Source organism: Burkholderia sp. JP2-270 (genome assembly GCF_003233675.1).
Taxonomy (GTDB): Bacteria; Pseudomonadota; Gammaproteobacteria; order Burkholderiales; family Burkholderiaceae; genus Burkholderia; species Burkholderia pyrrocinia_C.
Window position 1 is genome coordinate 2444714 of record NZ_CP029824.1, and the last position, 12850, is coordinate 2457563.

The following is a 12850-nucleotide window of genomic DNA, read 5'->3' on the forward strand; positions in this document are numbered from 1 at the left end:
GCAGAACATGAACCGAATCATTGCGCTCGTCGTCGCAATCGTGATCGTTGCCTTCGCGGCTTCCTCGACGGTCCTGACCGTCGATCCGCGCCATACGGCCGTGCTGTCGGGCCGCGACGGCGCGCAGCCCGAACTCGCCGGCCCCGGTATCCATTTCAAGCTGCCGCCGCCACTGCAGACGGCCACGCTGATCGACACGCGCCTGCAATCGCTCGAGTCGTCCGATCCGCTGCAACTGGCAACGGAAGACAAGCACGACCTGCTTGTCGCGTATGCGGTGAAGTACCGGATCAGCGATCCGCTGAAATATTTCACGGCGACGGGCGGCGATCCGGCGGCGGCTACCGAACGCCTGGCCGGTGTGCTGAAGAGCGCGCTCGGCGACGCGTTCGGCAAGCGTGCGCTCGACGACGCCCTCGGCGGCCAGCGTGCGATCGCCGATGCGGCTCGCGACGCGGCGAAGGCGAAAGCGTCCGGCTTCGGCGTCGACGTGGTCGACGTTCAGTTGACGCGCGTCGACTTGCCGGCTGCGCAGACGGATGCCGTCTATCAGCGGATGATCGGCGCGCTGCGCGATCAGGCGGCACAGGTGCGTGCGGAAGGTGCGTCCGACGTCGAGCAGATCAAGGCCGATGCCGAACGCGAACAGCAGGCCGTGCTCGCGAACGCGTACAAATCCGCGCAGACGATCAAGGGCGAGGGCGACGCGAAGGCCGCGACGATTGCCGCCGACGCGTTCGGCCGCGATCCGCAGTTCTATCAGTTCTACGCGAGCCTGCAGGCCTACCGGAAGACGTTCAAGCGCAACGACATCATCGTCGTCGATCCCGACAGCGAGTTCTTCCGCTTCATGCGCAGCCCGACGGGCGGTGCCGCACCGTCGGCGCCTGCTCCCCGCAAACACTGACCTTGGGGCGCCGCGTCGAGCGGCGCCGTCGCTCGCATGGACCTGGCTGGCTCGTTGTTGCTCGCAGTAGCGCTGATGCTGATCATCGAGGGGGCGTTTCCCTTCGTGTTTCCCGTCGCCTGGCGCGACACGTTTCGTAGAATAGCTGAGCGGCCGCCGCATCATATCCGGATCGGCGGGCTGATCGTGATGGTGCTCGGGCTCGTGCTGCTGCTGCTCGCTACTTGATCCGGACGGCGCATCCGCCGTTCGTCCGCCCGATCCGAATTTTCGATTCACATTGCGGCGCGCGTATCGCGCGCTGTTTCCCGTCGTAGGACCGTACCGATGTCGACCTGGTTACTTCCCGAGAATATCGCCGACGTACTGCCGTCGGAAGCGCGCAAGATCGAGGAGCTGCGCCGCAGGCTGCTCGACCGTTTCCGTTCGTACGGCTATGAAATGGTGATGCCGCCGCTGCTCGAGTATCTCGAGTCGCTGCTGACGAGCGGCGGCGCCGATCTGCGCCTGCGCACCTTCAAGCTGGTCGACCAGCTGTCGGGCCGCACGCTCGGCCTGCGCGCGGACATCACGCCACAGGTCGCGCGGATCGACGCGCACCTGTTGAACCGTCAGGGCGTGACGCGCCTCTGCTATGCGGGCCACGTGATGCATACGCGTCCGCGCGGCCTGCACGCGACGCGCGAGCAGATCCAGATCGGCGCCGAAATCTACGGGCATGCCGGACTGGAAGCCGATCTCGAGATCCAGCAACTGATGCTCGACGCCCTGCATCTCGCGGGCCTGTCGCGCATCCGTCTCGACCTCGGCCACGCGGGCGTGCTCGCGGCGCTGCTGGCGCGCGATGCGCAGGCAGCCGAGCGCGGCGAGTCGCTGTATGACGCGCTGTCGGGCAAGGACGTGCCGCTGCTGAACGAACTCACCGACGATCTCGGTGCCGATACGCGCGCAGCGCTGCGCGCGCTGCCGAACCTTTACGGCGATGCAAGCGTGCTCGCCGAGGCGCGCGCACGGCTGCCGGTGCTGCCCGAAATCACGCGGGCGCTCGACGATCTGGCACAGCTCGCCGCGCAGGCGAAGGGCGCCGAAGTGGCGATCGACCTCGCCGACCTGCGCGGCTACGCGTACCACAGCGGCGCGATGTTCAGCGCGTACATCGATGGCGTGCCGAACGCGATCGCGCGCGGCGGCCGCTACGATCATGTGGGTCAGGCATATGGCCGCGCCCGTCCGGCCACGGGCTTCTCGCTCGACCTGCGCGAGCTCGCGCGGATTTCGCCGATCGAGGCGCGCGGCACCGCGATTCTCGCGCCGTGGGCGCAGGACGACGCGCTGGGCGCGGCCGTCGCGGCGCTGCGCGATGCGGGCGAGGTCGTGATCCAGGCACTGCCGGGCCACGACCACGTGCTCGACGAGTTCGCATGCGACCGTTCGCTCGTCGAGCGCAACGGCGCATGGGTGGTCGAACCCCGATAAACAGGCGTTCGCGGGCCGAGCTTCGGCGTGCATATCGTTGAAGCGAAACGGAAAAATTCGGAAACGCCCGCGAACATAGGTAGAATACGTTTTTAACCAGCTAACGAATCAACATGTCTGCCAGCGCAGTGAACGTGACTCCCGGGCGCAATGTCGTCGTTGTGGGAACTCAATGGGGTGATGAAGGCAAGGGCAAGATCGTCGACTGGCTGACGGACCACGCTCAGGGCGTCGTGCGTTTCCAGGGCGGCCACAACGCCGGCCACACCCTCATCATCGGCGGCAAGAAAACGATCTTGCGCCTCATTCCGTCGGGCATCATGCGTGAAGGCGTCGCCTGCTACATCGGCAACGGCGTCGTCCTGTCCCCCGAAGCACTGTTCAAGGAAATCGGCGAGCTCGAAGAAGCCGGCGTGAACGTGCGCGATCGTCTGTTCATTTCCGAAGCCACGACGCTGATCCTGCCGTACCACATCGCGATCGACCAGGCGCGCGAAGCGCGCAAGGGCGCGGGCAAGATCGGCACGACGGGCCGCGGCATCGGCCCCGCGTACGAAGACAAGGTCGGTCGCCGCGCGCTGCGCGTGCAGGACCTGTTCGACGCGAAGACTTTCGCCGACCGCCTGCGCGAAAACCTCGATTTCCACAACTTCGTGCTGACCCAGTACCTGGGTGGCGCGGCCGTCGACTTCCAGGCCACGCTCGACACGATGCTCGGCTATGCCGACCGCCTGAAGCCGATGGTGGCCGACGTGTCGCGCCGCCTCTACGACGCGAACAACGCGGGCCAGAACCTGCTGTTCGAAGGCGCGCAGGGCACGCTGCTCGACATCGATCACGGCACCTATCCGTTCGTCACGTCGAGCAACTGCGTCGCGGGTGCGGCGTCGGCTGGCGCGGGTGTCGGTCCGCAGAAGCTCAACTACATCCTCGGCATCACGAAGGCGTATTGCACGCGCGTCGGTTCGGGCCCGTTCCCGAGCGAACTGTACGATGCGGACAACCCGCAGCGCCAGGACCAGGTCGGCGTCACGCTCGCGAACGTCGGCAAGGAATTCGGTTCCGTCACCGGCCGTCCGCGCCGCACGGGCTGGCTCGATGCGGCCGCGCTGCGCCGCTCGATCCAGATCAACGGCGTGTCGGGCCTGTGCATGACGAAGCTCGATGTGCTCGACGGCCTCGACGAAGTCAAGCTGTGCGTCGGCTACAAGATCGACGGCAAGGATGTGGACATCCTGCCGCGCGGCGCGGCCGATGTGGCCCGTTGCGAGCCCGTGTACGAAACGTTCTCCGGCTGGAAGGAAAGCACGGTCGGCATCAAGACGTGGGAAGCACTGCCGGCGAACGCGCAGGCCTACCTGACCCGCGTCCAGGAAGTGGCTGGCGTGCCGGTCGACATGGTGTCGACGGGCCCGGACCGCGACGAAACGATCCTGCTCCGCCATCCGTTCAAGGTGTAACCGCAGATGACGCAGCAAATCACGATGACGGCGGCAGACTTGATGACCGATCCGCGCAACGATGACAAGAACCTGTGGGTAGGCTGGGACGAATATCATCGCCTGATCGAGCTGCTCGCGCTCGAGGTGCACGCATCGGGCTGGAAGTTCGACCAGATCCTGTGTCTCGCGCGCGGCGGCCTGCGCGTCGGTGATCAACTGTCGCGCATCTACGACGTGCCGCTCGCGATCCTCGCGACGAGTTCGTACCGGGAAGCGGCCGGCACCGAGCAGGGCGACCTCGACATCGCGCAGTACATCACGATGACGCGCGGCAACCTCGCGGGCAACGTGCTGCTGGTCGACGATCTCGTCGATTCGGGCGTCACGCTCGCGCGCGTGCAGGAGCACCTGAAGGAGCGCTATCCGGCCGTGACGGCCGTGCGTTCGGCCGTGCTCTGGTACAAGGGTTGCTCGAAGGTCAAACCCGACTATCACACGCAATATCTGCCGACGAATCCGTGGATTCATCAGCCGTTCGAGGAGTGGGACACGGTTCGCCCGCACAACCTCGAGGCGTGGATCAAGCGCGGTCGCGCGCAGCGCGACGGTTCGGGCGCGTAAGCGGCCAGCCGATCGAAGGAAAGCCTTGTACGGCGCCGCTTGCGGCGCCGTTTTTCGTTGCGGCACCGTTTGCGCGGCGCGGCGTGCCCTGCGTATCCGGTAGGCAGACGGCGCCGCCCCGGCTATGATGGCAGCCCTGCCACAGCTCGCGCCGGATTGCATGCGCAGCGTGGATCACGTGGTTTCACGGCAACAGAGCAGGGCGGCGTTTCACGGGGGCGCGAGTAGAATAGCGCTCGTTTTGTCCGACCCGGACCCGATTATTACGCTTCATATGAACGACACGATCCACGCGACCGACGCAGCACACGCGCCGCACTCGACGCAACAACACTCGATGCGGGCGCTAGCGATAGCAGCCATCGGCGTCGTGTTCGGCGACATCGGCACCAGCCCGCTGTATTCGCTCAAGGAGGCGTTCAGCCCCGCGCACGGCATTCCGCTGACCGAAAGCTCGATTCTCGGCGTGATCTCGCTGCTGTTCTGGGCGATCATTCTGGTGGTCGGCGTCAAGTACCTGCTGTTCGTGATGCGGGCAGACAACAACGGCGAAGGCGGAGTGCTCGCGCTGATGGCGCTGTCGCTGCGGCCGCTCGACTCGAAAACCCGCGTCGCGGGTGCGCTGATGGCGCTCGGGATATTCGGCGCATGCATGTTCTACGGGGACGCGGTGATCACGCCGGCGATCTCGGTGATGTCGGCCGTCGAAGGTCTCGAAATCGCGACGCCGCACCTGTCGCACCTCGTGCTGCCGATCACGATCGTGATCCTGATCGCGCTGTTCTGGATCCAGCGCCACGGCACCGCGCTGGTCGGCAAGCTGTTCGGCCCGATCATGGTGCTGTGGTTCGTCGTGATCGCGGCGCTCGGCGTGTACCACATCGTGCGCGTGCCGGGCATCATCGCGGCAATCAATCCGTACTACGCGGCGTCGTTCATGGCCGATCACCTGCTGCAGGCCTACGTCGTGCTCGGCTCGGTCGTGCTGGTGCTGACCGGCGCGGAAGCGCTCTACGCGGACATGGGTCACTTCGGCGCGAAGCCGATTCGCCTCGCCGCCTACGGGCTCGTGATGCCGTCGCTCGTGCTGAACTACTTCGGCCAGGGCGCGCTGCTGATCCAGAACCCGAAGGCGATCGAGAACCCGTTCTTCCTGCTGGCGCCCGAATGGGGGCTGCTGCCGCTCGTCGTGCTGTCGACGGTTGCGACCGTGATCGCGTCGCAGGCCGTGATCTCGGGTGCGTATTCGCTGACGTCGCAGGCGATCCAGCTCGGCTACGTGCCGCGGATGAAGGTGCTGCATACGTCGGAACTCGCGATTGGCCAGATCTACGTGCCGGTCGTGAACTGGCTGCTGCTGTTCGTGATCCTCTGCATCGTGATCGGCTTCAAGAGCTCCGACAACCTCGCGGCCGCATACGGCATTGCGGTGACGGCGACGATGGTGATCACGACCGTGCTCGCGTGCGTCGTGATGGTGAAGGTGTGGAACTGGAACCGGGTGCTGGTCGGCGCGATCATCGCGGTGTTCCTCGCGATCGACCTCGGCTTTTTCGGCGCGAACCTGCTGAAGGTCGCGCAGGGCGGCTGGCTGCCGCTCGGCATCGGCGCGCTGCTGTTCTTCCTGCTGATGACCTGGTACAAGGGGCGGCACATCGTCAAGGAACGCACGGCAGCGGACGGTATTCCGCTCGAGCCGTTCCTGCAGGGGCTGCTCGCGCATCCGCCGCATCGCGTGTCGGGCACCGCGATCTACCTGACCGGCAACGACAAGCTCGTGCCCGTCAGCCTGCTGCACAACCTGAAGCACAACAAGGTGCTGCACGAGCGGACCATTTTCCTGACGTTCGTCACGCGCGACTTTCCTTACGTGCGGGACGACAAGCGCCTGAGCTCACGCGATGCGGGCGGCGGGCTGTACATCGTCAAGGCCGAGTACGGTTTCAACGAGACGCCGGACGTGAAGGCCGTGCTCGAGGAATTCGGCCGCGCGCACGACATGACGTTCGAGCTGATGGATACGTCGTTCTTCCTCGCGCGCGAAACGGTGGTGCCGACGCATCTGCCCGGGATGTCGATCTGGCGCGAGCGCGTGTTCGCGTGGATGCATCAGAACGCCGCGAAGCCGACCGACTTCTTCTCGATTCCGGCGAACCGCGTCGTCGAGCTCGGTACGAAGATCGAGATCTGACCGGACGCGGCGCGCGGGCTTCCTGGCCGTGTGCCGCGTCTGTCGACCGCCCGGACTCGCCGCGATCGTCTGCATCGCCGGCCGTCACCGCGAGAGCAAACGCAGCCGCATCGCGCTGCGTGTTCCGTGCAAGCCAAACCATCCAATCAGATAGCCGACTGCGTGCGTGCAGACGCCAGCGAGCGTCGAGCCGTGCGCGTTCGCGGCAGCAATAAAAAAGCCCGCCTTGTGGCGGGCTTTGCGTACGTCGACGGCTTTCGCGCGCTCAGCGCTTCAGCTTTGCGAATGCCGCGGCCATCGCACCGGCCGGTTCTGGCTCGCGCGAACGCGGCGGGCGTGCGGCGCCGCGTCCCGCGTTGCCGCGATCCTGGCTGCCGCGCGACGACATGCCGGGTGCGGCCGCATCGTCGTCGAGGCGCATCGTCAGCGCAATGCGCTGGCGCTTCACGTCGACATCGAGCACCTTCACCTTGACGACCTGGCCGGCCTTCACGACTTCGTGCGGGTCCTTGATGAACTTCGTCGACATCGCGGATACGTGGACAAGGCCGTCCTGATGGACGCCGATATCCACGAATGCGCCGAACGCGGCGACGTTCGTCACGACTCCTTCGAGCGTCATGCCCGGCACGAGATCCGACACCTTCTCGACGCCTTCGCGGAACGTCGCGGTCTTGAATTCCGGGCGGGGATCGCGGCCCGGCTTTTCCAGTTCGGACAGGATGTCGCGCACGGTCGGCAGACCGAAACGTTCGTCAACAAATTCCGCGGGGGACAGGCCCGACAGCGCTTCGCGGTTGCCGAGCACGTCGTCGATGCGCTTGCTGATCTTTGCGAGCATCCGCTCGACGACCGGATAGGCTTCCGGGTGCACCGACGAGCGGTCGAGCGGATTTTCGCCGCCGTTGATGCGCAGGAAGCCGGCGGCCTGTTCGAACGTCTTGTCGCCGAGGCGCGGCACCTTGCGCAGGTGCTCGCGCGACGGGAACGGGCCGTTCGCATCGCGGTAGTCGACGATGTTGCGCGCGAGCGTCGCGTTCAGGCCCGACACGCGCGCGAGCAGCGGGGCCGATGCCGTGTTCGCGTCGACGCCGACCGCGTTCACGCAATCCTCGACGACCGCGTCGAGCGAGCGGGCGAGTTCGCGCTGGTTCACGTCGTGCTGGTACTGGCCGACGCCGATCGCCTTCGGCTCGATTTTCACGAGCTCGGCGAGCGGGTCCTGCAGGCGGCGCGCGATCGACACGGCGCCGCGCAGCGACACGTCGAGCTCCGGGAATTCCTTCGCCGCGAGCTCGGACGCCGAGTAGACCGACGCGCCGGCTTCCGACACGACGATCTTCTGCAGGCGCAGCTCGGGGTGTTTCGCGATCAGTTCGCTCGCGAGCTTGTCGGTTTCGCGCGACGCGGTGCCGTTGCCGATGCTGATCAGTTCGGCTTGCGTCTGCGCGGCAATGCGCGCGAGTTTCGCGATCGAGCCGTCCCAGTCGCGGCGCGGCTCGTGCGGGTAGATCGTGTCGGTCGCGAGTACCTTGCCGGTGCGGTCGACGACCGCGACCTTCACGCCGGTGCGCAGGCCGGGGTCGAGACCGATCACGGCCTTCGGGCCGGCCGGCGCCGCGAGCAGCAGGTCGTTCAGGTTGCGCGCGAATACGCGGATCGCTTCGGTTTCGGCGGTTTCGCGCAGTTGCGTGAGCAGTTCGTTCTCGATATGCGGCTGCACCTTCACGCGCCAGCACCAGCGGCATACGTCGGACAGCCATTTGTCGGCCGGGCGGTTCTGGTTCGCGATGCCGAAATGGCGCGCGATCATCGCCTCGCCGGGATGCGGCACCTGCGCGTCGAGCTCTTCGCCGAGGCCGAGCTTGACCGTCAGCACGCCCGCGTTGCGGCCGCGGAACAGCGCGAGTGCGCGGTGCGACGGCACGGTCTTGATCGTTTCCGCGTAGTCGTAATAGTCGCGGAATTTCTCGCCTTCCTCGTTTTCCTTGCCCTCGACGACAGCCGACGACACGACGCCCTGGTTGTGCAGGTAGTCGCGCAGCTTGCCGAGCAGCTCGGCCGTCTCGCCGAACTGTTCGGACAGGATGTCGCGCGCGCCGTCGAGTGCGGCCTTCACGTCGGCGACGCCCTTGTCGGCGTCGACATACGCGGCCGCCTCGGCCTGCGGGTCGAGCAGCGGGTTCGCGAGCAGCGCCTGCGCGAGCGGCTCGAGGCCGGCTTCGCGGGCGATCTGCGCGCGCGTGCGGCGCTTCGGCTTGTACGGCAGATAAAGGTCTTCGAGCACCTGCTTGCTGTCGGCCGCGTCGATCGCGGCGCGCAGTTCGTCGGTCAGCTTGCCCTGTTCGTCGATGCTCGACAGGATCGCCGCGCGGCGATCCTCGAGTTCGCGCAGATACAGGAGGCGTTCCTCGAGCTGACGCAGCTGCGTGTCGTCCAGGTTGCCGGTCACTTCTTTGCGGTACCGGGCAATGAACGGAACGGTCGAGCCTTCGTCGAGGAGTTGCACGGCCGCCGCGACCTGGCGCGGCTGGACGGACAGTTCGGTGGCGATGCGCTGTACGATCTTGAGTGCTACGGTTTCCGTCATGTCGTGGATGATCTGCCTGCTGAAATCGCGGCGCGGGCCGGCAGGCCCGGAGCGGCAGGCTGCACGGCGGCCCGACGGGCCAGATGCCGCGGGTGGGTGAAGCGGGGCATTTTGCCATAAATGGCGGAGCGTCCAGCCGGGGGTGATAGAATTTGACACATGTCCCGCAGCTTTCCTACGACGTTGCCAACTTCCCGCATTTCTCTCGCCGCGCTCGGCGCAGCGCTCGCCGCGGCTTTGTCTGCCGGGCCTTCCGGTGCGTTCGCGCAGGCTTCTGGCGCAACCGCGCCGGCCGCCACCGCAGCCGCGCCCGTTACGACCACAGCCGCACCGGATTTCGACGCCCGTCAAAAAGTGCTCAATCAGCGCTCCGCGGAAAACGATTATCGTTATGCGGTGGCCGAGCACGATTGCTACAGCAAGTTCTTCGTCAATCACTGTCTCGGCAAGGCACGCGACCAGATGCGCGACGAGCGGGCGAGCATCCGCCAGGAGCAGCTTGCGCTGAACGACGAGCAGCGCGCGGTGCGTGCGCAGCAGCGCGACCAGCAACAGGCGCTGAAGCAGGCGCAGAATGCGGCGGAAGCGCCGCAGCGCGCGGCGAACGACGCGGCGAACGCGGCTGCGTTCCGCGACAAGCAGGAGCAGAATGCGCTGAAGCAGGCACAGCGCGGCGCGGAGGGGCCGCAGCGCGCGGCGAGCAAGCAGGCATACGACCAGAAGCAGGCCGACTTCCAGCGCAAGCTCGACCAGGCGCACCAGCAGGCGGCGCAGAAGGCGCAGGAGCGTGCGGACAACGCCGTGCGCTACGAGCAGAAGCAGAAGGAAGCCGCGCAGCACAAGGCCGATGTCGAGCGGCGTCAGCAGGAAGCGGCCGAGAAGGCCAGGCAGCAGCAACAGCAGGGGCAGTAACGTGTTGGATTGATCGGGATCAGTCTCGTGCGCGTTGGCACGCCAGCCGGCGCGCTGCTTCGATGAGGAGGCAAACATGCAAAACCGTCTCACGGAACAGCAGCAGGAATTGCACAACCGTTTGGCTGCATTGCAGGAGCAGCACCAGCAGCTCGCTCGGGAGATCGAGCTGAAGGAAGGACACTCCGACATCGACGACATCACGCTGCACCGGCTGAAGAAGGAAAAGCTGGCAGCCAAGGACAAAATCATTTTGCTGCAATCGCAGCTGGAACCGGATAAGCGCGCCTGAGCGCGGCCTGGCAAGCGCCGGCGCCGCTCGGGCGCTGGACACAGGAACGCTTGCCTTGAATTCACCGCTTGAAGCCACCCCCGATGCCCGGCGAGACGCGTCGTCCGCCGGGCGCGTTCGTGCGCCCGAAGGCACCTTCGAGCTGAGCCGCAAGCGCGTCGACGAACTCGACACGATCTTCGGCGAAGGCGGGTTGCTGGCGCGCGCGCTCGACGGCTATCGGCCGCGTACTTCGCAGATCGAGATGGCGCGTGCGGTAGCGTCCGCGATGGAAGCGTCCGCGCGCCGGATGCCCGAGCCCGAGATCTTCGAAACCCGCAAGCGGCCGGCGCGCCGCCTCGGCGACGGCGACAAGACGGCCGGGCCGGCGGCGGACGATGCCGCGGCCGCCGAGTCCGACAGCGACGCAGGCGACAACACGCTGATCGTCGAAGCCGGTACGGGTACCGGCAAGACCTATGCGTATCTCGTGCCGGCGATGCTGTGGGGCGGCAAGGTGATCGTGTCGACCGGCACGAAGCACCTGCAGGACCAGTTGTTCCAGCGTGACATCCCGACCGTGCGCAACGCGCTCGCGGTGCCGGTGACGGTCGCGATGCTCAAGGGCCGCGCAAACTACCTGTGCCACTACTACCTGCAACGCACGGCCGACAACGGCCGCCTGCCGTCGCGGCAGGACACGGCCTACCTGCAGGAAATCGTCCGCTTCGCGAAGCTCACGAAGAGCGGCGACAAGGCCGAACTCGCGAGCGTGCCGGAAACGGCACCCGTGTGGTCGATGGTCACGTCGACGCGCGACAACTGCCTCGGCCAGGAATGCCCGCACTACAAGGAATGCTTCGTGATGCAGGCGCGGCGCGAGGCCCAGCAGGCCGACGTCGTCGTCGTCAACCACCACCTGTTCTTCGCGGACATCATGCTGCGCGACACGGGGATGGCCGAACTGCTGCCGAACGCGAACACGATCATCTTCGACGAAGCGCACCAGTTGCCGGAGACGGCGACGCTGTTCTTCGGCGAAACGCTGTCGACGACGCAGATCCTCGAGCTCGCGCGCGACACGGTGGCCGAAGGCCTGAGCCATGCGCGCGACGCGGTCGAGTGGGTGAAGCTCGGCGGCGATCTCGAACGGGCAGCACGCGACTTGCGCCTCGCATTCGCGAACGACCAGATCGTCCGCATGTCGCTCGCGCAGCTCGGCGACGATCATCCGATGTTCGGCGCGCTCGACGCGCTCGAGGCGGCGCTCGATGCGCTCGCGTCGGCGCTCGCGAGCCAGGCCGAACGGGCGGAGTCGCTCGGCGCATGCCTGCGGCGCGCACGCGAATTGCAGGACCTGCTGGCCGGCTGGGTCGCGCCCGGCGCGGCGGAAGCGGCCGCGAAGGCCGATGAGGCAGCGGCCGGCGACAAGGCGGCGTCCGACGGCGATCCGAACGAGAAGGTGCGCTGGGTCGAGGTGTTCGCGCATACCGTCCAGTTGCACGAAACGCCGCTGTCGGTTGCACCGATCTTTGCGAAGCAGCGTGCGGGCGTGCCGCGTGCATGGGTGTTCACGTCGGCCACGTTGTCGGTGCGCGGCGATTTCACGCACTACGCAGCGCAGATGGGCCTCAGCTCGCGTCGTTCGATGACGCTCGCGAGCCCGTTCGACTACCAGTCGCAGGGGCTGCTGTACGTGCCGCGCAACCTGCCGCAGCCGTCTTCGCCCGCGTTTACCGATGCCGTCTTCGATGCCGCGCTGCCGGCGATCGAGGCGTCCGGCGGCGGCGTGTTCATGCTGTGCACGACGTTGCGCGCGGTCGACCGGATCGCGTCGAAGCTGCGCGACGTGATCGAGTCGCGCGGCTGGAATACGCCGCTGCTCGTGCAGGGCGATGCGAGCCGCACCGAGCTGCTCGATCGCTTCCGCGCGTACGGCAACGCGATCCTGGTCGGCAGCCAGAGTTTCTGGGAAGGCGTCGACGTGCGCGGCGACGCGCTGTCGCTTGTCGTGATCGACAAGCTGCCGTTCGCGCCGCCCGACGATCCGGTGCTGGCCGCGCGGCTCGACGCGCTGACGAAGAAGGGCTTGAGCCCGTTCGCCGTGCACCAGTTGCCGCAGGCCGTGATTACGCTGAAGCAGGGCGCGGGCCGGCTGATTCGCGCGGAGACGGATCGAGGCGTGCTGATGATCTGCGACACGCGGCTCGTCGACAAGCCTTACGGGCGCCGGATCTGGCAGAGCCTGCCGCCGTTCAAGCGGACTCGCGAGATCGCGGTCGTTCAGGACTTCTTCGACGAGCATCGCTCGGAAAAACGCATGTGACGGCACGCGCGGCGACCGCCGTGCGACCGCACCTGTGCCGCCGGAATGCGGCGCCAACAAAAAACCCGGCTCGATGGCCGGGTTTTTTGTTGGCGCAACTGGCGTTGCGTCGCG

The 12850-nt window shown here is 66.6% G+C and carries 10 protein-coding genes; 9 read left to right on the forward strand and 1 reads right to left on the reverse strand.

Going from position 1 to position 12850, the window contains the following annotated elements; translation table 11 throughout:
• The first annotated feature begins 7 nt into the window (after positions 1–7).
• From DM992_RS11620 to DM992_RS11650, 6 genes are all read left to right on the forward strand, one after another.
• Positions 8–907: a protease modulator HflC gene (locus DM992_RS11620; protein WP_034181289.1), complete on the forward strand. Its 900-nt coding sequence runs from the start codon at positions 8–10 to the stop codon at positions 905–907.
• 36 nt (positions 908–943) lie between these two features.
• Positions 944–1135, forward strand: coding sequence for a DUF2065 domain-containing protein (locus DM992_RS11625; protein ID WP_006478685.1), 192 nt, complete (start codon positions 944–946; stop codon positions 1133–1135).
• Positions 1136–1234: 99 nt separating this feature from the next.
• Positions 1235–2383 carry an ATP phosphoribosyltransferase regulatory subunit gene (locus DM992_RS11630; protein ID WP_111016907.1) on the forward strand — a complete coding sequence of 383 codons (1149 nt, stop codon included), beginning with the start codon at positions 1235–1237 and terminating at the stop codon, positions 2381–2383.
• Positions 2384–2496: 113 nt separating this feature from the next.
• Positions 2497–3843, forward strand: a complete 1347-nt coding sequence (locus DM992_RS11635; RefSeq protein WP_072437237.1) for an adenylosuccinate synthase — start codon at positions 2497–2499, stop codon at positions 3841–3843.
• A gap of 6 nt (positions 3844–3849) precedes the next feature.
• On the forward strand, positions 3850–4446 hold the full coding sequence (locus DM992_RS11640) for a phosphoribosyltransferase (RefSeq protein ID WP_034181292.1): 597 nt from the start codon (positions 3850–3852) through the stop codon (positions 4444–4446).
• A 274-nt stretch (positions 4447–4720) separates the two neighbouring features.
• Complete coding sequence (locus tag DM992_RS11650; protein ID WP_111016908.1) at positions 4721–6637, forward strand: potassium transporter Kup; 1917 nt, start codon at positions 4721–4723, stop codon at positions 6635–6637.
• A 265-nt stretch (positions 6638–6902) separates the two neighbouring features.
• On the opposite strand, the gene DM992_RS11655 is transcribed toward DM992_RS11650, so the two are convergent.
• The gene (locus tag DM992_RS11655) at positions 6903–9227 is read right to left on the reverse strand and encodes a Tex family protein (RefSeq protein WP_072437239.1); all 2325 of its coding nucleotides are present in this window, start codon (positions 9225–9227) and stop codon (positions 6903–6905) included.
• 159 nt (positions 9228–9386) lie between these two features.
• On the opposite strand from DM992_RS11655, the gene DM992_RS11660 reads away from it, so the two are divergent.
• The 3 genes from DM992_RS11660 (at position 9387) to DM992_RS11670 (ending at position 12736) form a co-directional block, all read left to right on the forward strand.
• Entirely contained in the window at positions 9387–10139 is a 753-nt protein-coding gene (locus DM992_RS11660; RefSeq protein WP_111016909.1) for a hypothetical protein, read from the forward strand.
• A gap of 76 nt (positions 10140–10215) precedes the next feature.
• A complete protein-coding gene (locus tag DM992_RS11665) occupies positions 10216–10431 on the forward strand; it encodes a YdcH family protein (RefSeq protein WP_034181296.1) in 216 nt (71 codons plus the stop codon).
• A gap of 55 nt (positions 10432–10486) precedes the next feature.
• Positions 10487–12736, forward strand: a complete 2250-nt coding sequence (locus DM992_RS11670) for an ATP-dependent DNA helicase (protein ID WP_111016910.1) — start codon at positions 10487–10489, stop codon at positions 12734–12736.
• Positions 12737–12850 lie beyond the last annotated feature (114 nt).